Origin of the sequence: Kitasatospora sp. NPDC058478, assembly GCF_042720345.1 — a bacterium.
GTDB lineage: Bacteria > Actinomycetota > Actinomycetes > Streptomycetales > Streptomycetaceae > Kitasatospora.
In genome coordinates this window covers 118,030-136,314 of record NZ_JBHXML010000004.1, presented here as the reverse complement: position 1 = coordinate 136,314, position 18,285 = coordinate 118,030, and the positions used below count along the sequence as shown (strand labels likewise).

15 protein-coding genes and 1 tRNA gene are annotated in these 18,285 nt (G+C 73.6%); 7 read left to right on the top strand and 9 right to left on the bottom strand.

The genetic code is table 11. The features are described from left to right. Positions 1–115 precede the first annotated feature (115 nt). The gene (locus ACFWPT_RS03605) at positions 116–907 is read left to right on the top strand and encodes an SURF1 family protein (RefSeq protein WP_380377262.1); all 792 of its coding nucleotides are present in this window, start codon (positions 116–118) and stop codon (positions 905–907) included. A gap of 52 nt (positions 908–959) precedes the next feature. On the opposite strand, the gene ACFWPT_RS03600 is transcribed toward ACFWPT_RS03605, so the two are convergent. The 4 genes from ACFWPT_RS03600 to ACFWPT_RS03585 form a co-directional block, all read right to left on the bottom strand. Further along, the gene (locus ACFWPT_RS03600; RefSeq protein ID WP_380479277.1) at positions 960–1,520 is read right to left on the bottom strand and encodes a hypothetical protein; all 561 of its coding nucleotides are present in this window, start codon (positions 1,518–1,520) and stop codon (positions 960–962) included. Beyond that, positions 1,517–3,505 carry a S9 family peptidase gene (locus ACFWPT_RS03595; RefSeq protein WP_380479276.1) on the bottom strand — a complete coding sequence of 663 codons (1,989 nt, stop codon included), beginning with the start codon at positions 3,503–3,505 and terminating at the stop codon, positions 1,517–1,519. The genes ACFWPT_RS03600 and ACFWPT_RS03595 overlap by 4 nt, the downstream gene beginning before the upstream one ends. Positions 3,506–3,678: 173 nt before the next feature. After that, on the bottom strand, positions 3,679–5,223 hold the full coding sequence (locus ACFWPT_RS03590) for an MFS transporter (RefSeq protein WP_380479275.1): 1,545 nt from the start codon (positions 5,221–5,223) through the stop codon (positions 3,679–3,681). 77 nt (positions 5,224–5,300) lie between these two features. Then, positions 5,301–5,678 carry a nuclear transport factor 2 family protein gene (locus ACFWPT_RS03585; RefSeq protein WP_350881950.1) on the bottom strand — a complete coding sequence of 126 codons (378 nt, stop codon included), beginning with the start codon at positions 5,676–5,678 and terminating at the stop codon, positions 5,301–5,303. A gap of 192 nt (positions 5,679–5,870) precedes the next feature. Between ACFWPT_RS03585 and ACFWPT_RS03580 the strand changes: the two genes are divergently transcribed. Beyond that, on the top strand, positions 5,871–8,609 hold the full coding sequence (locus tag ACFWPT_RS03580) for an AAA family ATPase (RefSeq protein ID WP_380479273.1): 2,739 nt from the start codon (positions 5,871–5,873) through the stop codon (positions 8,607–8,609). A 238-nt stretch (positions 8,610–8,847) separates the two neighbouring features. Here ACFWPT_RS03580 and ACFWPT_RS03575 read toward each other — a convergent pair. Together ACFWPT_RS03575 and ACFWPT_RS03570 are read right to left on the bottom strand one after the other, a co-directional pair. Further along, positions 8,848–8,921: transfer RNA gene (locus ACFWPT_RS03575), tRNA-Pro, on the bottom strand. Between the two features lie 100 nt (positions 8,922–9,021). Beyond that, positions 9,022–9,966, bottom strand: coding sequence for a metallophosphoesterase (locus ACFWPT_RS03570; RefSeq protein WP_063348659.1), 945 nt, complete (start codon positions 9,964–9,966; stop codon positions 9,022–9,024). 161 nt (positions 9,967–10,127) lie between these two features. On the opposite strand from ACFWPT_RS03570, the gene ACFWPT_RS03565 reads away from it, so the two are divergent. Next, the gene (locus ACFWPT_RS03565) at positions 10,128–10,583 is read left to right on the top strand and encodes a GatB/YqeY domain-containing protein (RefSeq protein WP_363370512.1); all 456 of its coding nucleotides are present in this window, start codon (positions 10,128–10,130) and stop codon (positions 10,581–10,583) included. Positions 10,584–10,740: 157 nt separating this feature from the next. Here the strand turns inward: ACFWPT_RS03565 and ACFWPT_RS03560 are convergent, their stop codons facing one another. Next, a complete protein-coding gene (locus ACFWPT_RS03560) occupies positions 10,741–13,167 on the bottom strand; it encodes a transglycosylase domain-containing protein (protein WP_079135766.1) in 2,427 nt (808 codons plus the stop codon). Positions 13,168–13,590: 423 nt separating this feature from the next. Between ACFWPT_RS03560 and ACFWPT_RS03555 the strand changes: the two genes are divergently transcribed. Further along, positions 13,591–13,914 carry a WhiB family transcriptional regulator gene (locus ACFWPT_RS03555; protein ID WP_030240986.1) on the top strand — a complete coding sequence of 108 codons (324 nt, stop codon included), beginning with the start codon at positions 13,591–13,593 and terminating at the stop codon, positions 13,912–13,914. A 203-nt stretch (positions 13,915–14,117) separates the two neighbouring features. Here ACFWPT_RS03555 and ACFWPT_RS03550 read toward each other — a convergent pair whose 3' ends face one another. Together ACFWPT_RS03550 and ACFWPT_RS03545 are read right to left on the bottom strand one after the other, a co-directional pair. Next, entirely contained in the window at positions 14,118–15,236 is a 1,119-nt protein-coding gene (locus ACFWPT_RS03550; protein ID WP_063351282.1) for an ArsA family ATPase, read from the bottom strand. Between the two features lie 131 nt (positions 15,237–15,367). After that, positions 15,368–16,450, bottom strand: coding sequence for an ArsA-related P-loop ATPase (locus tag ACFWPT_RS03545; protein WP_063348661.1), 1,083 nt, complete (start codon positions 16,448–16,450; stop codon positions 15,368–15,370). 208 nt (positions 16,451–16,658) lie between these two features. Between ACFWPT_RS03545 and ACFWPT_RS03540 the strand changes: the two genes are divergently transcribed. From ACFWPT_RS03540 to ACFWPT_RS03530, 3 genes are all read left to right on the top strand, one after another. Continuing rightward, the gene (locus ACFWPT_RS03540; protein WP_167745864.1) at positions 16,659–16,817 is read left to right on the top strand and encodes a DUF4177 domain-containing protein; all 159 of its coding nucleotides are present in this window, start codon (positions 16,659–16,661) and stop codon (positions 16,815–16,817) included. After that, positions 16,814–17,281 carry a RidA family protein gene (locus ACFWPT_RS03535; protein WP_380479272.1) on the top strand — a complete coding sequence of 156 codons (468 nt, stop codon included), beginning with the start codon at positions 16,814–16,816 and terminating at the stop codon, positions 17,279–17,281. Before ACFWPT_RS03540 ends, ACFWPT_RS03535 begins: the two co-directional genes overlap by 4 nt. A gap of 64 nt (positions 17,282–17,345) precedes the next feature. Then, the gene (locus tag ACFWPT_RS03530; protein WP_380479269.1) at positions 17,346–18,212 is read left to right on the top strand and encodes an NUDIX hydrolase; all 867 of its coding nucleotides are present in this window, start codon (positions 17,346–17,348) and stop codon (positions 18,210–18,212) included. The last annotated feature ends 73 nt before the right edge of the window (positions 18,213–18,285 follow it).

Sequence of the window (18,285 nt, the reverse complement as noted above, 5' to 3'; positions counted from 1 at the left end):
GGGTCGGTCGGGCGGGGTCGGACGGGCGACCAGCCGGGCCGTCGTGGCCGATGGCGGACCCCTATGGCGGACCCCTGCGGCCGGGACGGGTGTGAGGAGTGGTTACCGTGGGGGTGTGTACCGGTTCCTCCTGACTCCGCGCTGGCTCGGCGGCACCGCGCTGGCCGTCGCGGCCGTGGCGGTGTGCGTCTGGCTGGGCTCCTGGCAGCTCGGCCGGTTCGAGGACCGGTTCTCGTCGCACCAGGAGACCAAGCAGACCGTCACCGCTTCGAGTGATGTGCGGCCGATCGACGACCTGCTCAACCAGGCCACCCCGCAGGTGACCACCGAGACCGTCGGCAAGCCCGTCACCGTGACCGGCAGCTACGACGCGGAGCACCAGCTCCTCGTCCCGAACCGGGTGGTCGACGGCAAACAGGGCTACTACGTGCTCACCCCGCTGCGCACCGCCGACGGCCGGTTCGCCGCCGTGGTTCGCGGCTGGGCGCCCGGCGCGCCCGCCGAGGGCGCGTCCGTGGCCGCGCCGCCGCCTCCCGGCCAGGTGACCGTCACCGGGCGGTTGCAGGCCGGTGAGTCCAGTGGCAGCAACGGCGCCGTGGCGGGCGGTCTGCCGGCCGGTCAGCTCGGCACGGTCAACCGGGCGGCGCTGCTCAACACGCTCGCGTACGACGGCTGGTACGACGGCTGGGTGGCCGCCGACGCGGTGTCGGCCGGGCTGACCCCGGTGCCGACGGTCCAGCCGCAGGGCGGCGACGGGCTCACCCTGCGGGCGTTCCAGAACCTCGGCTACACCCTGGAGTGGTTCGTCTTCGGGGGCTTCGTCATCTTCATGTGGTTCCGCCTGGTGCGCCGCGAGGGGGAGGCGGAGCAGGACCGGGCCCTCGGACTGGACCCGGTCCTGGACTGACCTCCGCGGTTCGGCGCCCCTGCTCGGCCTGCCCCCGCTCGGTCGGCCCGCCTCAGCGGGTTGGCTTGCCGGGGGCGGACGGGGCGGACGGCAGGGCCGGGACGACCGGTGCGGTCGTCGGCTTCCCGGGCGCCGTCGGGGAGGACGGCACCGGTGTCGGCGACCCGGTGAACGCCGGCTCGTCGTGGCAGCGGCCGTGGCCGCCGCTCACGTCGTCGTTCGAGTCGTAGTGGTCGATGTGGTGGTGCACGGTGCGCCCGGTCTTCGTCCCCTTGGAGCCGGAGCCCTTCGAGCCGGACGAGCCCTTCGACCCGCTGGATCCCTTGGCGAGCTGGACCGCGTCCTCGCCCGCCGCAGGCGCGTACGCCGCTCGGGCGACGGCGGCCCCCGGCCCAGCCGCGCTCGGCCCCGCCGCGCTCGCGCGGGTCGCGGTGGCGGCCGGTGCGGTTGGTGCGGCTGCTGGGGTCGGCGCGGCCGTGGTCGGCGTGGGGCTGGGCACCGCGGGGCCGGCCGGGGGCGGGCAGGCGGCCTCGGCGCCGTGCCCGCCCGAGCAGCCGGTGAGCACCAGGGCCCCGGCCACCGCCACTCCCGCGAGCGTCAGCAGACGCCTCACACCGTCTCCCCGTCGCCGGCCCTGTCGTCAGCCCCGGTCCCGGTCCCGGTTCCGGCCTCGGTTCCGGTCCCGGCCTCCGACGCCGCGGCGAGGTGCCGTCGGACGAAGTCGATCTCCAGCCGCAGCTGCTTGATCCGCTCCTCCACCACCAGCGACCCGTGCCCGGCGTCGTACCGGTAGACCTCGTGCGGCTTGCCCGACTGCTCCAGCCGCTCGACGTAGTTCTCGATCTGCCGGATCGGGCAGCGCGGGTCGTTGACCCCGGCGCTGATGTAGACCGGCACCCGCACCTGCTCGACGTAGCTGAGCGGCGAGGAGGCGGTGAAGCGCTCCGGGACCTCCTCCGGGGTGCCGCCGAAGAGGGTGCGGTCCAGCGACTTGAGCGCCTCCATCTCGTCGGCGTACGCGGTGTGGTAGTCCGCGACGGGCACGGCGGCGACGCCCAGCGTCCAGCTGTCCGGCTGGACGCCGATGCCCAGCAGGGTCAGGTAGCCGCCCCAGCTGCCGCCGGTGAGCACCAGCCGGCGCGGGTCGGCGAGGCCGCCGGCGACCGCCCACTCCCGGACGGCCGCGATGTCCTCCAGCTCGATCAGGCCGACCCGCTCGTGCAGGGCGTCGGTCCAGGCCTGGCCGTAGCCGGTGGAGCCGCGGTAGTTGACCCGGACCACCGCGAAGCCGTGGTCCAGCCAGGCGGCCGGGCCGGCGGCGAAGGAGTCGCTGTCGTGGTGGGTGGGGCCGCCGTGGATCTCGAACACGGTCGGGAAGGGGCCCTCGCCCGCCCCGGTCGGACGCTGCACCAGGGCGTGCACCCGCCCGCCGGGCCCGTCCACCCAGACGTCCTCGACCGGGACGGAGCCGGGCGGCACCGCACCGGGCGCCCGCAGCACTACCGTCCCGGCGGTGGAGCGGACGGCGGAGGGCTCGGCGGCGGAGGACCACAGGTACTCGACGGTGCCGTCCGGACGGGCGGTGGCGCCGCCGACGGTGCCGCGCGGGGTGTCCAGCCGGGTCAGCCGACCGTCGGCGAGCGTGTACGAGAACAGTTCGCTGCGCGCCTCGTACTCGTGCTCGACGAGCAGCGTCTCGGCGCCGGGGCACCACTGCGCGGAGACGTCGCCGGGCAGCTCGCGCCCCTGCTCGTCGCGCAGCGGCAGCGCGGTCTCGGCGCCGGTGACGACGTCCCAGATCATCGGCTCCCAGCGGCCGGTGCGCTGGTGGGCCACCAGCAGCCGGGTGTCGCCGTCGACCGGGGCGAAGCCGAGGCAGGCGACGCCGCGCGGCTCGTCCCGGCCGGTCACCTCGTCGAGTTCGGCGACGGTTTCGACGGTTTCGACGGTTTCGGCGGGCTCTACGGGCGCTACGGGCGTGCTCGTCGTGCCGCTCGTGCCGTCGGAGAGGCGGACGATCCGGATCGCGGAGTGCATCGCGTCGCCGTGCTCGGTGTGGTCGATGGCGAGCAGCGTGCCGTCGTAGCTGAGGTCGCCGACGCCGCCGTACTCCGCGTGCCGGTAGATCTCGACGGCCTCGGCCGCGCCGGGGCGGCGCAGGTGCAGGGTGGTGCCGTCCTCGTCGGTGGAACGTCCGACGACCACCGTGCCGTCGCGGCCGAGCGCCAGGCCGGCCGAGTAGGAGGGGGCGAGGCCGGGCACGGCCTCCTCGTCGGGGGTGCCGGCGCTGCGGTCCGCGGGCCCGCCGGCGAAGGGCTGGCGGCGCCAGACGCCGAACTCGTCGCCGTCGTGGTCGTCGAACCACCACACCCAGGAGCCGTCGGGGGACAGCTCGGCGTCGGTGGTGCCGTTCGGCCGGTCGGTGACCTGCCGGTGGGTGCCGGTGGCCCGGTCCCAGGCGTAGACCTCGTAGGTGCCGGTCGCGTTGGACACGTACAGCGCCCGGTCGGGGGCGTCCTCGGCCCAGTCGGGGAGTGACACCCGTGCTGCCCTGAACCGCTGCTCCCACGCCGGTACGGCGCTCTTCTCCTCGCTCATCCGACCATCCAACCCGATCGGGGGGACAGAACGGAACGGGCGGGGGACGGAACGGGGCGGGCGGGTGGCCGCAGCTCACCCGCCCGCCCCACTCGCCCCGTCCCTCCCGCCCGTTCCCGGGAGCCCGTCCGCTCCTGTGAGCCCGCCTGCTCCTGCGCGCCCGCTCGGTCCCGCTAGCCCTTCCGCGGCAGCAGCCGGACCAGGCCCACCAGCACCAGCTCCAGCACCGCCAGCGCCGTCACGCTGCGGCCGAACGCGGCCGCCGGGTCGCCCCCGCCGTAGTAGAGCAGGCCGATCAGCGCGATGCCCAGCGCCCCGCCGACCTGCTGCACGGTGGCCAGCACCCCGGCGGCCGAGCCGACCAGCTGGGGCTCGACCCCGGCCAGCACCACGGAGGTCACCGGGGCGATCACCAGGCCCATCCCCAGGCCGTCCACGAACAGCCCCGGCGTCAGCCACCACACGCTCCCGCCCGGCGCGCCGTACACCGCGAGGGCGAGCAGGCCCAGCCCGACGGTCATCAGCAGCCCGCCGACGCCGATCGTCCGGGCCCCGCCGAGCCGGGCGGCGACGCGGTGGGTGGCGTTGGAGGTGAGCAGGTAGCCGAGGCCGATCGCCGTGAACACCAGCCCGGCGCCGAGCGCGTCCAGGCCGCGGCCCAGCTGGAGGTACAGGGCGAGCACCAGGAAGAAGGACGCCTGGCCGAGCCAGAAGGCGAGCTGGGCGAGCAGACCGGCGCCGAAGGCCCTGGTCCGGAACAGCCGGGTGTCGACCAGCGGGGCGGCGGAGTCGCTGCCGGAGCCGGTGGCGGTGGCGGTGGCGCGGGTCCGGGTGCGGTGCTGATGCACCACGAAGCCGGCCAGCAGGGCGACCGCGCCGCCCAGGCAGAGCCAGGTCCACAACGGCCAGCCCTGTGCGGGGCCCTGGATCAGCGGCAGCACCAGGGCGGTCAGCGCGGTGGTGACCAGCAGCACGCCCACCGGGTCCAGGCCCGGCCGTTGCGGGGCGCGCGACTCCGGCAGGCAGCGGCGGACCAGGGCCAGGGCGGCCAGACCGATCGGCAGGTTGATCAGGAAGCAACTGCGCCAGCCGAGGCCGAAGAGGTCCGCCCGGATCAGCAGCCCGCCGATCAACTGGCCGAACACCGCGCCGACGCCCATGGTCAGCCCGTACCGGGCGAAGGCCCGCGCCTGCGCCGCGCCGCTGAACGCCGTCCGCAGGATCGCCAGCACCTGCGGGCCCATCAGCGCCGCCGCCAGGCCCTGCACCACCCGGGCGCCGACCAGTGCGGCGGCGGTGGGGGCGAGGCCGCAGCCCGCGGAGGCGAGGGTGAACAGGGCCAGGCCGAGCCCGAACACCCGGCGCCGACCGTACCGGTCGCCGAGCCGGCCGGCGGTGACCAGGCCGGCGGCGAGGGCCAGGCTGAACCCGGCGATCACCCACTGGACGGCGGCCGGTCCGGCGCCCAGGTCGGCCTGGACGGACGGGACGGCGACGTTGACGACGAAGAAGTCGAGGGCGGTCATGAAGGTGGCGGTCAGGACGACCGCCAGCAGGCCGCGCGGGGCGCCGGCCGCCGCCTCGGCCTCCGGCGCGGTGGTGCTCGCAGCGCTGCTCGCGGTGGTGCTCGCGGCGCCGGGCGCATTGTCGGTTGCGTTGCCGGTCGCGGTCGCGGTCGCGGTCGCGGTCGAGGGGCGGGCGGTCAGGGCGGAGCTCATCTCGGCTTCTCCTCAGTGGGGTTGGAGGGAGTGGGTCGGGGGCGGTGGGGGTCGCCCCCGACCCGTCCGGCCTGCCGTCAGGCGCCCGGGACGCGGTCCAGGAATCCGTACACCGAGCCGATCCGCCCGTCCGGCGAGGCCACCAGGACGTCGAAGCCGATCACCACCGGCTCGGCGCCGGCCGGCCCGAGGTTCCAGGTGAACCGGGCGATGTCGTGGTGCGCGTCCACCGGTCCGAGGGTGAACTCCAGCCCGGGGAACTGGGCCTGGGCCGCGCCGATCAGCGCGTCGATCGCGTCCCGGCCGGCGACGGCGGCCAGCGGGTCGGTGTACCGGCCGTCCACGGCCCACACCTCGTCGATCAGCTTGCGGCGGGCGGCCGGGTCGGTCTCGTTCCAGACCGCGAGGTAGCGCTCGGCGAGCTGCTGGAGGGCGGTGGCGGTGATCTCGGTCATGGTCTTCTCCCGTGTCCCGGTGGGTGGTTGAGCGGCTCGTTCCCGCTGCTCACCAAGGTAGGGACGGGCCGGCGCGGGCGAATCAGTCACGTATCGGCATGGGGGTACGTAGCGTCCGGCGGTGGGTACGTAGGTGTGCTCGGCGGGCCCGCCCGTACCTGCGGCCGGGAGGGCCTCGGTAGGGTCGGGGGCATGCTGTACGGGAGGGAACACGAACAGTCCGTCGTGGCGGGACTGTTGGACGCGGCACGTGAAGGCCGCAGCGGGGTGCTGCTGCTCCGGGGCGAGCCCGGGATCGGCAAGACCGCGCTGCTGGACCACGCCGTCGGGCGGGCGGGCGAGGCGTTCCGGGTGGTCCGGGCGGCAGGCGTCGAGTACGAGGCGGAACTGCCCTTCGCCGGGCTGAGCCTGCTGCTCGCACCCGGCCTCGACCGGCTGCACGCCCTGCCCGGGCCGCAACGGCGCGCCCTGGAGGCGGCGTTCGGGCTCGCCGAGGAACGCGCCCCGGCCGACCGGCTGCTGGTCGGGCTCGCCACCCTCGGACTGCTCGCCGAACTCGCCGCCGAACAGCCCCTGTTGTGCGTCGTCGACGACGCACAGTGGCTGGACGACGCTTCCCTCGACGCCCTGCTGCTGGCCGCCCGCCGGCTCCAGGCCGAAGGGGTCGCCCTGCTGCTCGCCGCCCGTACTGGCGGCGCCGCACCGGAACTCCCGACCACGGGCTTCCCCGAGCTCCGACTGACCGGCCTGCCCGAGCCCGACGCCGCCCGGCTCCTGGACCACCGGGCCGGCCCCGACCTGCCCGCCGCCGTCCGCGAGCGGCTGCTCGTCGAGGCGGCCGGCAACCCGCTCGCCCTCACCGAACTCCCCATCGCCACCGGGGCACAGGCGAACACCCCCGGCTCGCCGGCGCCCGCGCCCGGCGGCCTGCCGCTCACCAGCCGGCTGCTGATCGCCTTCCACGGCCAGGTCACCGGCCTGCCCCCGGCCACCCAGACCCTCCTGCTGGTCGCCGCCGCCGAGGAGACCGGCGAACTCGACGTCGTCCTGCCCGCCGCGGCCGCCCTCGGCGTCCCCGCCGAACACCTCGGCCCCGCCGAGGAATCGGGCCTGGCGAGCGTCACCCCCGACCGCCGGATCGCCTTCCGCCACCCGCTCCTGCGCACCGCCATCCTGCAACGTGCCCCGCACCACCAGCGACTGACGATCCATCAGGCCATCGCCGGAGCGCTGCCGGACGGCGACCGCCGGACCTGGCACCAGGCCCACGCCGCCACCGCCCCCGACGCCGCCCTCGCCGATGCGCTGGAACGCACCGCCGTCCGCGCCGAGGCCCGCGGCGCCCACGGCGGCGCCGCCGCCGCGTACGAGCGGGCCGCCCGGCTCACCCCGGACCGCGACGCTGCCACCCGCCGCCTCGTCCTGGCCGCCGAAGCCGCCACCGAAGAAGGGAAGTTGGCGCAGGCCGAGACGCTCGCCGACGAAGCCGGGGCCCGCACCGACAACCCCCTGGCACACGCCCTGCTCGACCAGGTCCGGGCCACCGCGCACTTCTGGCGCGGCTCCTACCCGACCGCCTACCGGCTGCTGCTCGACGCCGCCGGCACCGCCATCGAGGCGCCGCACGCCGCCCGGATGCTGTTCCAGGCCTTCCACACCGCCTGGTACGCGGGCGAGGAACCGGTGATCGCCGTCCTCGACCGGCTGGCCGCGCTACCGCTCGCCGACGACAACCCGCTCACCCCGCTCGCCCGCCACCTGCCCGCCGCCGTACTCCCCGCCCTCGGCCGGCCCGCACCGCAGCCCCCCGCCGCCCGCGACACCGCCGCGGCAGCCCGCAAGGCCGGCGCCGAAACCCCCGTCGACCTCGTCCAACTCTGCGGCGCCACCCTCATCCTCGGCCGCGACGACGAGACCGCCGAACTCGGCGGCGAACTCGTCGCCGAAGCCCGCGCCAAGGGCACCATCGGCGTGATGCCCACCCTCCAGTTCTTCCTCGCCGAGGCCGAACTCTTCCACGGCCGCCACCGCGACGCCGAAGTCACCGCCACCGAAGCCCTCGCCCTCGCCCGCGACACCGGCCAGCACCAGTGGACCAGCCAACTCACCGCACTCCTCGCCTACCTGGCCGCCCTCGACGGTGACACCGACCGCTGCACCCGGCTCACCGCCGAATCCCTCGCCACCACCGGCCCGCAGACCGCCGCCCCCGCCGCCGGCCGCCCCTGGGCCCACTGGGCACTGGCCCTGCTCGACCTCGGCCACGGCCGCGCCGGCGACGCCGCCGACCGGCTGCACACCCTCACCACAGGCCCCCACCGGCACCACGTCAGCGCCACCCGGGCCGTCCCCGACCTGGTCGAAGCCGCCGTCCGGTTCGGCACCCCCGAACGCTCCGCCGAACCCTACGAACGCTTCGCCCGCTGGAGCGCCGCCGCCGACCGCCCCTGGACCGAAGCGCTCCGGCTCCGCTGCCAGGCCCTGCTCGGCCCCGACGAACTCGCCGAACCGGCCTACCGCGCCGCCCTCGACCTCCACGAAGGCACCCACCGCCCCTTCGAGCAGGCCCGCACCGCCCTCCTCTACGGCGAATGGCTGCGCCGCTCCCGCCGCCGCACCGACGCCCGCCCCCACCTGCGCGCCGCCCTCGAAACCTTCGAACGCCTCGCCGCCCACCCCTGGGCCGCCCGCGCCCGCACCGAACTCACCGCCACCGGCACCCCGGCCCCCACCACCAGCCCCACCGGCACCCCCGACTCCCCCCTCACCCCCCAGGAACTCCAGATCACCCGCCTGGCCGCCCAAGGCCTCACCAACCGCGAGATCGCCGCCCAACTCTTCCTCAGCCCCCGCACCATCGCCCACCACCTCTACAAGGCGTACCCCAAACTCCACATCACCTCCCGCACCGACCTCCCCACCACCCTCTGACACCCCCACCCACACCAAAGGGCCCTCCCGAAACACCTCCGGCAGGGCCCTGATCTCCACTCGCGGGGGCTGCCCCCACCTTCGCCGTCGGCCCAGATCCCGGGAAACTCCGCACGGGCTGCGGCACAGGCGGGCGCTCCACACTGAGGCTCGGTCACTCAGTCGGTCACGTACAACGTCGGTCGCGCACAACGCCAGAGGGCCCACCGGATTTCTCCGATGGGCCCTCTGTACTGGGTCGGGGTGGCGGGATTTGAACCCACGGCCTCTTCGTCCCGAACGAAGCGCGCTACCAAGCTGCGCCACACCCCGGTCCTGCGGTTTGTTGCTCCGTCTCCTTCGCAACGAGTAGAACTCTACCGGACGCTCGCCGAGACACGAAATCCGGTTCTTGGCGGGCGTCCGGTGCAGGTCAGCGGGGGGCCGGGGTGAGGGTGAGGAGGGTGGCCTCGGGGGGGCAGGCGAAGCGGACGGGGGTGTAGCGGTTGGTGCCGCAGCCGGCGGAGACGTGGAGGTAGGAGCGGCGGCCGCCGGCCTGGTGGGTGGAGAGGCCCTTGACCCGTCGGGCATCGAGGTCGCAGTTGGTGACCAGGGCGCCGTAGAAGGGGATGCAGAGCTGGCCGCCGTGGGTGTGGCCGGCCAGGATCAGCGGGTAGCGGTCGGCGGTGAAGGCGTCGAGGACGCGCAGGTAGGGGGCGTGGACGACGGCGAGGGAGAGGTCGGCGTCGGGGGAGGGGCCGCCGGCGACCTCGCTGTAGCGGTCGCGGCGGATGTGCGGGTCGTCGAGGCCGGTGAATTCGAGGTCGAGGCCGTCGATGGTGAGCCGGCCGCGGGTGTTGGTGAGGTCGAGCCAGCCGGCCGCGTCGAAGCCGTCGCGGAGCTTCTCCCACGGGTTGTGGACGGCGTCGGTGATGCCGCGGCGGCCGGTGCCGTCGGCGTTGTTGAGGCCGTGGGCGCCGCTGCGCATCGCCTGGAGGTAGCGGGCCGGGTTCTTGCGGGCCGGGCCGTAGTAGTCGTTGGAGCCGAAGACGTAGACGCCGGGGAAGTCCATGAGGGGCCCGAGCGCGTCCAGGGCGGCGGGGACGCCGAGGGGGTCGGAGAGGTTGTCGCCGGTGTTGACGACGAGGTCGGGGCGCAGGCCGGCGAGGCTCTGCAGCCAGCGCTGCTTCTTGCCCTGCCCGCTCACCATGTGGATGTCGGAGACCTGCAGTACCCGGATGGGCCGGGCGCCGTGGGGCAGGACGGGGACCTCGACCCGGCGGAGCCGGAAGGAACGGACCTCGTACCCGACGGAGTAGGCGAGGCAGGCGGCGCCGGCGGCGGCGAAGCCGAGGGGAACGGAGTACAGCGGTCGCATCGCTCCATGCTCTCAGACGGTGGATCAGCCGGTGAACGTCCGGTGGCCGTGCGCGGATGCGGGGCCACCGGCGGGTCCGCTGCGTGCCGGTGGCCCCGGTGTCTGCCGACGGGCCGGTTAATGGCAAGCGACCGAACGCCGCAGGTGGGAGACTCGGGGCCATGACGACGCTCAAGGCGAAGCTGCACGAGGACCTCACGGCCGCGATCAGGGACCGGGACGAGCTGCGCTCGTCCACCATCCGGCTCACGCTGGCCGCCGTCACCAGCGAGGAGGTGGCGGGTAAGGCGAAGCGCGAGCTGTCCGATGACGAGGTGCTGAAGGTGATCGGCCGCGAGGCGAAGAAGCGCCGGGAGGCGGCGGAGGCGTTCGACACCGCGGGCCGGGTGGAGCAGGCGGCCCGGGAGCGTTTGGAGGGCGAGGTGCTGGCGGGGTACCTGCCCAAGCAGCTCTCCGACGAGGAGCTGACCGCGATCGTGGCGGCCGCCGTCGCCGAGAGCGGGGCGGCCGGTCCGCAGGCGATGGGCGCCGTGATGAAGCTGGTGAAGCCGAAGGTGGACGGCCTGGCGGAGGGCGGCCGGGTGGCCGCCGCGGTGAAGGCGGCGCTGACGGGCTGAGCCCCGCCGCCAGACCCGAAGGCCAGAAGGGTGCCGGTGGCCAGGGCCCGAAGGTCCAGGGCCCGGATGGCACCGTCGGCCAAGCCCGAAGGGGCGCCCTCCGAGAGTGATCTCGGAGGGCGCCCCTTCGTCGTGTCGTGCCCGGGCCGGGGGCCGGTCAGCCGTTGTTGCCGCCGTGCTTGCCGCCGTTGCCGTTTCCACCGTTGCCGCCGTTGTTCCCGCCGATGACGCCCGGCGGGAAGGTGAACCCGCCGCCGATCATCCCGCCGGCGTTGTTGCTGCCGCCGCCCGGGTTGCCGCCGCCGGGGTTCCCACCCGGGTTCCCGCCCGGGTTGCCACCGGGGCTCCCCGCGGGGTTCCCGCCCTGGGGCGGCGGGTTGCCGCCGGGCTGCTGCTGGGCGTTGGGGTCGGCCGGCGGCGTGGCCCCGCCGCTCTGGTTGGCGTTGGGGTCGGTCTTGGGCGCCGGGTCCGGGATGTTGATGGTCTGGATCTGCTCCGGCGACGAGCCCTTGAGGGCCTGGTTCATCGCCAGCTGCCAGATCGGACCGGGGCCGTCGGCGCCGAACACCTCGTCGAAGTGCTTGCCGCCGATGTTGATGTTCTTCATCTTGACGCCGCCGGCCGGGCCGCCGAGCCAGACGGAGGTGGCCAGCGACGGGGTGTAGCCGCTGAACCAGGCGGCCTTCTTCTCGTCGGTGGTACCGGTCTTGCCGGCGATCTGCCGGCCGTCGTCGAGCTTGAGCGCGGCCGCGGTGCCCTTCTCGGTCACGTTGAGCAGGACGGTGTTGAGGGCGTCCGCGGTCTGCTCGGAGAAGGCCTGGCTGCAGGTGGTCTGCGGGACCTTGACCTCCTTGCCGTCGACCGTGCTGATCTTGTTGATCGCGACCGGGGTGCAGTACTTGCCGCGGGCCGCGAAGGTCGCGTAGACGTTCGACATGGTCAGCGGGCTGAGCTCCAGGGTGCCGAGGACCATCGAGGGGACCTCCTGGAAGGCGTCGCCCTTGGCGGACTGGGTGATGCCCAGCTTGTTGGCCATCTGCTTCATCGCGCAGAGGCCGACCTGCTGCTCCATCTGCACGAAGTAGGTGTTGACCGAGAGGGCCATGGCCTGCTTGAGCTCGTACGGGCCGACCTCGCCGGTCGACTCGTTCTTCACCGTGGCCTTGGGCTTGTCGGTGTTCCTCCAGGTACCCGTGCAGGTGGTCATCTGCGGGTAGTCGATCTTGTTCTCGGAGGGGAACGGCTGGGTGGGCGACAGGCCCGACTCCAGGGCTGCCGCGGCGAGGATCGGCTTGAACGTCGAGCCGGTCTGGAAGCCGTTGCCGCCGCCCATCGCGGAGTCGACGTTGAGGTTGACGACGGTCTGGTTCTTGTTCGGGTCCAGGCCGTACGGGCGGGTCTGGGCCATGGCCAGGATCTTGCCGGTGCCGGGCTCCATCATGGTCGCGGCGGCCGAGACCGTGTCCGTCACGTTGACCTTCTTGGTGACGGCGTTCTGGGCGGCGGCCTGCTTGTCCGGGTCCAGCGTGGTGTAGATGTTCAGGCCGCCGGTGTCCCACAGCTTCTTGCGGTCGGCGACGCTCTTGCCGAACGCCGGGTCCTGCTTGACCACGTGGCGCACGTAGTCGCAGAAGAAGCCCATGCCGGCCTGGGCGGTGATGCAGCCGTTCTGCGGGTCCTTGAACTTCAGGCCCAGCGGGGCGGCCTTGGCCTCCTTGGCCTGGTCCGCGGTGATGTGCTTGTTCTCGAGCATCTTGTCGATCACGACGTTGCGGCGCTTGACCGTGTTGTCGGGGTAGCGCACCGGGTCGTAGGACGACGGGTTCTGCACCATGCCGGCCAGGGTGGCGGCCTCGGCGACGGTCAGGTCCTTGTTGCTCTTGCTGAAGTAGCGCTGGGAGGCGGCTTCGATGCCGTAGGCCTGGTGGCCGTAGAAGGTGATGTTGAGGTAGTTGGTGAGGATCTGGTCCTTCGACAGGTCCTCTTCCAGCTTGATCGCGACCTTGAGTTCCTGGATCTTGCGACCCAGGGTCTTGCGCTGCGCTTCCAGCACCGCGGCCTGGTCGTCGCCGGCCTTCTCGACGTTGACGTTCTTCACGTACTGCTGGGTCAGCGTCGAGGCGCCCTGCGAGGTGGTGCCGCTCTCGGCGTTCTTGCCGATGGCGCGGAGCACGCCCTTGAGGTCGACGGCGCCGTGCTCGTAGAAGCGGGCGTCCTCGATGTCGACCTGGGCGTGCCGCATGAACGGTGACATCTGGTCGGCGGTGAGGACGGTGCGGTCGCGCTCGTACACCTTGGCGATCAGGCCGCCCTTGGCGTCGAAGATCTGCGTCGCCTGGGTGAGCGGCGGGGTCTTGAAGTCATCGGAGATGTTGGAGAAGCTCTCCGCCGTGTCCTTGGCGGTCAGCCCGATGGCGCCGACGGCGGGCAGGGCGAGGCCTGCCAGCAGGACTCCGGAGAGCACGCTGACGCCCAGGAACTTCACTCCGTGTCCCGCGATGTCGAGCGGCGACTCGCGGCGCTTATCGCGCGGAGCTCCGGTGTTGCCTGGGGGCTGGGATGCCTGGGGGCGCTTCGGTGCCATGAGGAGAACCCTACGTCCCGGAATCCCGCCCATAGGGGCAGGTGTTCCCCTACGCTTGTCACAAGCTTGCGACAGCTTCGGTGCGTCAACACCATTCACTCTTGTGAGTGCAGAGACTTGCCCGAATTGCCCGATATTAGAGGGTTTTTGAGGCGGCTGGGGCCTGCTGTATCCGTGTGAACGGTAGCGCTCCGTGATGACGCGCGTGGCGAGAGTTGCCGCGCCGCGATTGACAAGGCTTGCGACCTGCGATCACTCCAACGAGTGAGCTGACCGGTACCCATAGTCCAATCGGGTCATGCGAGATTGAGCCCGGAGGGGCTGTTGCTCGCTGTCGTTCTTCCGTAACGTCCTCAACTGGCAACGGTGAATATGCCGTTGCCGCCGTGGGGGAGCCTCGATACGGGAGAGGACGGCGCCGGGATGGGCTGGGTTGACGACTGGAGTGCGCAGGCCGCCTGCCGCACGAGTGATCCGGACGAGTTGTTCGTCCAGGGGGCGGCGCAGAATCGCGCCAAGGCGGTGTGCAGCGGTTGCCCCGTCCGCACGGAGTGCCTGGCGGACGCACTGGACAACCGGGTCGAGTTCGGAGTCTGGGGCGGGATGACGGAACGCGAGCGCCGGGCGCTGCTGCGCCGCCGCCCGACGGTCATCTCGTGGCGGAGGCTGCTGGAGACGGCCCGCACCGAGTACGAGGAGTCCCTCGCGACCGGCGTGATACTGACGGACTACGCCCAGGCGGGCTGAGCACACCGGCGCGGTGCGGACCCGCGCCGTGGCAGACCGGTGCCGGGGGGCCATCGGGCTGAGGACATCGGTGCCTGGCGCACCCGTGTCCGGCGCACCCGCGCCGAGGACGTTCACGCTGAGGACATCCGCATCGAGGACATCCGCATCGAGGGCGTTCGCGCCGGGCGCTCCGGTGCCGGGCGCCCGGGCCGGGCCGGTGCCTACGCGGTGCCGCTGAGCCGGTCCCCGATGGCGCGCAGCCCGTCCAGGTCGTGCACGTCGCCCGGCAGCGCGGCGACCTCCACGATCGGCACGTCCGGGTACACGGAGACGAAGCGGTCGCGGGTGCGGCGCTCCCGCCCCATGATCTGCATCCGTTCGGCGTGCAGCCTCAGCAGCCCGGCCGCGAGCAGTTCGGCCTCGGGCGAGGCGTGCTCCGAGCCGTTCTCCTCCAGTGCCTCGGCGGCCGCCAGCGCCCGTTCCGCGGTGAGCTGCGGCGCGCCCGAGCCGTGCACCCGGTTGAGCACCAGACCGGCCAGCGGCATCCGGTCCGCGGCGAGCCGGTCGACGAAGTACGCCGCCTCGCGCAGCGCGTCCCGCTCCGGCGCGGCCACCACCAGGAACGCCGTGCCCGGCGCCTTGAGCAGCTGGTACGTGCGGTCGGCGCGCTCGCGGAAGCCGCCGAACATGGAGTCCATCGCGCTGACGAAGGTCTGCACGTCGGTGAGCAGCTGGGCGCCGAAGATCTTGCCCAGGGTGCCGGTGATCAGGCCCATGCCGGCGTTGAGGAACCTCATCGCGCTGCGGCCGCCGACCTTGGCCGGGGCGGTCAGGATCCGGATCACCCGGCCGTCGAGGAAGGAGCCGAGCCGGTTGGGCGCGTCCAGGAAGTCCAGCGCGGAGCGGGACGGCGGGGTGTCGACGACGATCAGGTCCCATTCCTCGGCGTCGCGCAGCTGCCCGAGCTTCTCCATCGCCATGTACTCCTGCGTGCCCGCGAAGCCGGCCGACAGGGACTGGTAGAACGGGTTCTCCATGATCGCCTTGGCCCGTTCGGGCTCGGCGTGGGCGAGCACGACCTCGTCGAAGGTCCGCTTCATGTCGAGCATCATGGCCTGCAGCTCACCGTCGCCGGTGACCCCCTTGACGACCCGGGGGGTGTTGTCCAGCTCGGTGAGGCCCATCGACTGGGCGAGCCGGCGGGCCGGGTCGATGGTCAGAACGACGACCTTGCGGCCGCGTTCGGCGGCCCGCAGGCCGATCGCCGCGGCGGTGGTGGTCTTGCCGACGCCGCCGGAGCCGCAGCAGACGATGATCCTGGTCCTCGGGTCGTCGATCAGCCTGTCGACGGCGAGCCGGCTGCCGGCGGCCCGGACACCGCTGCCGCCGTTGCCGACCCCGCCGCTGCTACCGCCGCCGTGGGCCCGGCCGGCCCCGCCGTTCCCGCCGGCTCCGCTGGTTCCGTTGGTGGTCACGCCGCCCCCTGCCGCTTCAGTTCGCCCGCCAGCCGGTACAGCCCGCCGAGGTCCACGCCCTCGCCCAGCAGTGGCAGTTCGTACGTGGGGAGCCGCAGTTGCTGGAGGTCGGCGCGCTGCTCGCGCTCCAGCTCGACCCGCTCGGCGTGCTCCCTGGCCTGTTCCAGCAGCGGGTCGAGCAGCGGCTCCACCGCCGCCCGGACCGTCTCCGGCTTGCGCGAGCGTCCGCCGAGCCCGGCCTCGCCGAGGGCCAGGGCGACCTCCTCGCGGTGGTTCCCGTCCACCGCGGCCACCGCCGCGGCGTCCAGCACCGGCGGCCGGACCATGTTGACCATCACCCCGCCCACCGGGAGCCTGGCCTCGCGCAGCTCGGCGAAGCCGTCGACCGTCTCCTGCACCGGCATCTCCTCCAGCAGGGTGACCAGGTGCACCGCGGTCTCCGGCGATTTCAGCACCCGCATCACGGCCTGCGCCTGGGTGTGTATCGGCCCGATCCGGGCCAGCCCGGCGACCTCGGCGTTCACGTTCAGGAACCGGGTGAGCCGCCCGGTCGGCGGCGCGTCCATCACGACCGCGTCGTAGCGGCGGCGGCCGTCGGGGCCCTTGCGCCGGGCCGCCTCGCAGGCCTTGCCGGTGAGCAGGACGTCCCGTACGCCGGGCGCGATGGTGGTCGCGAAGTCGACGAAGCCGACCTTCTGCAGCGCCTTGCCGGCCCGGCCGAGCTTGTAGAACATCTCCAGGTACTCGAGCAGCGCCTGCTCGGGGTCGATGGCCAGCGCGAACACCTCGCCGCCGCCCCCGCCGCCCCCGTCGTCGGGGGGCAGGCCCAGCTGGGCGCGGGAGACCGCGGCGATCCGGCGCTCCTCGTACGGGAGGGCGGCGATGCCGAACAGTTCGGCGATGCCCTGGCGCCCCTCGACCTCGATCAGCAGCACCCGGCCGCCGTCGGCGGCGAGCGCCAGCGCCAGCGCGGCGGCCAGCGTGGTCTTCCCGGTGCCGCCCTTGCCGCTGACCACGTGCAGCCGGACGCCCTCCCAGTCGGGGTCGCGCCGGGCCGCCTGGCCGGGGGTGCGTGCCACGCTCCGTCTCCGTCCGTCTCGTGGGCCGGGGCCGCTCCGTCGGCCGGCCCGAACTACCGGTGCCCTCTCGCGAGGGTAACCAGGGAGCGCGCCGGATGCCCGGAGCACCAGGGGGGCCGGGCCTGAATCATGCCCCCTTTGTGGGCCACCTCACACGCCGGTCCGTGGGCGGCGCCGATCGCGGTGGCCGCTCGTCTAGAGTCTGGCCATGACCAAGTGGGAATACATGACGGCGCCTCTGCTCGTGCACGCCACCAAGCAGATCCTGGACAACTTCGGCTCGGACGGCTGGGAGCTCGTCCAGGTCGTGCCGGGCCCGAACCCGGAGCAGCTGGTGGCCTACTTCAAGCGGGAGAAGAACGCATGAGCAAGGTCGAGGCCAAGCTCGCCGACCTGGGGCTGACCCTGCCGCCGGTGGCCACTCCGGTCGCCGCGTACGTGCCGGCCCTGCGCTCGGGCGAGTTCGTGTTCACCTCCGGCCAGCTGCCGGTCGTCGGCGGCAAGCTGCCGAGCACCGGCAAGGTCGGCGCCGAGGTCTCCCCGGAGGAGGCCAAGGAGCTCGCGCAGACCTGCGCGCTGAACGCGCTGGCCGCGATCAAGTCGGTGATCGGCGACCTGGACCAGATCGAGCGGGTCGTGAAGGTGGTCGGCTTCGTCGCCTCCGCCCCCGACTTCACCGGTCAGCCGGGCGTGATCAACGGTGCCAGCGAGCTGCTCGGCAAGGTGCTGGGCGAGGCCGGGGTGCACGCCCGCAGTGCGGTCGGCGTCGCGGTGCTGCCGCTGGACGCCCCGGTCGAGGTCGAGCTCCAGGTGCGCGTCAAGAGCAGCTGAGTGTGATCGCGAAAGGCGGGGTTGGGCCTGTCCAACCCCGCCTTCGTACGCTTAGCATCCGGGCATGGACCATCGAGCGACGACGCTCCCGATGCCGCCCGGTTGGCCCGCCCGGATCCGGGCGGTCGACTCCGGCGTGCTGACCCCGCCGGTGCCCAGGCTCGCCGCGACGGTCGTGCTGCTGCGCGACGCGGCCGCCGGGCCGCAGGCGTACCTGCTGCGCCGGCGCACCTCGATGGCCTTCGCGGCCGGCATGTACGCCTACCCGGGCGGCGGGGTGGATCCGCGCGACGCCGAAGTGGAGACGGGCTGGGCCGGACCGGCGCCCGAGGAGTGGGCGCGGCGGCTCGGGGTGGACGCCCGGACGGCGCGGGCGGTGGTCTGCGCGGCCGTCCGCGAGACCTTCGAGGAAGCCGGCGTCCTGCTGGCCGGCCCGGACGCGGACAGCGTCGCCGCGCCGCGCGACTGGAGCGCCGAGCGGGCGGCGCTGGAGGCGCACGAGCTGTCCTTCGCCGAGTTCCTCCGCGACCACGCCCTGGTGCTGCGCAGCGACCTGCTGGGCGGCTGGGCCCGCTGGGTCACCCCGGAGTTCGAGGAGCGCCGCTACGACACCTGGTTCTTCGTCGCGGCGCTGCCGGCCGGGCAGAGCGCGGCCCTGGAGGTCGGCGAGGCCGACCGGGTGGCCTGGCTGACGCCCGCCGAGGCCGTTCTCGGCTACCGGGAGGGCCGGTTCGGGATGCTGCCGCCGACCGTGACGGTGCTGCGCGAGCTGGCGCCGGTGCGCACCGCCGCGGAGGCGCTGGACGCGGCCGCCGGGCGGTCGCTGGAGCCGGTGCTGGGCCGGGCCGAGGTCCGGGGCGACCGGATGACGGTCCGCTGGCCCGGGTACGACGAACTGACCATCGACGGGGACTTCCCCGAGGACGCCTGACCGCACCGGCCCCGCCCTCGTCGGCGCTGTCGCCGACGACGCCGCCGAACAGACTCGAAACAGAGAACAGAGA

Coding starts and splice junctions, on each gene's coding strand:
- ACFWPT_RS03595 (WP_380479276.1), bottom strand. CDS start 3,505: ATGAGCGAGGAGAAGAGCGCCGTACCGGCGTGGGAGCAGCGGTTCAGG.
- ACFWPT_RS03590 (WP_380479275.1), bottom strand. CDS start 5,223: ATGAGCTCCGCCCTGACCGCCCGCCCCTCGACCGCGACCGCGACCGCG.
- ACFWPT_RS03585 (WP_350881950.1), bottom strand. CDS start 5,678: ATGACCGAGATCACCGCCACCGCCCTCCAGCAGCTCGCCGAGCGCTAC.
- ACFWPT_RS03580 (WP_380479273.1), top strand. CDS start 5,871: ATGCTGTACGGGAGGGAACACGAACAGTCCGTCGTGGCGGGACTGTTG.
- ACFWPT_RS03570 (WP_063348659.1), bottom strand. CDS start 9,966: ATGCGACCGCTGTACTCCGTTCCCCTCGGCTTCGCCGCCGCCGGCGCC.
- ACFWPT_RS03565 (WP_363370512.1), top strand. CDS start 10,128: ATGACGACGCTCAAGGCGAAGCTGCACGAGGACCTCACGGCCGCGATC.
- ACFWPT_RS03560 (WP_079135766.1), bottom strand. CDS start 13,167: ATGGCACCGAAGCGCCCCCAGGCATCCCAGCCCCCAGGCAACACCGGA.
- ACFWPT_RS03555 (WP_030240986.1), top strand. CDS start 13,591: ATGGGCTGGGTTGACGACTGGAGTGCGCAGGCCGCCTGCCGCACGAGT.
- ACFWPT_RS03540 (WP_167745864.1), top strand. CDS start 16,659: ATGACCAAGTGGGAATACATGACGGCGCCTCTGCTCGTGCACGCCACC.
- ACFWPT_RS03535 (WP_380479272.1), top strand. CDS start 16,814: ATGAGCAAGGTCGAGGCCAAGCTCGCCGACCTGGGGCTGACCCTGCCG.
- ACFWPT_RS03530 (WP_380479269.1), top strand. CDS start 17,346: ATGGACCATCGAGCGACGACGCTCCCGATGCCGCCCGGTTGGCCCGCC.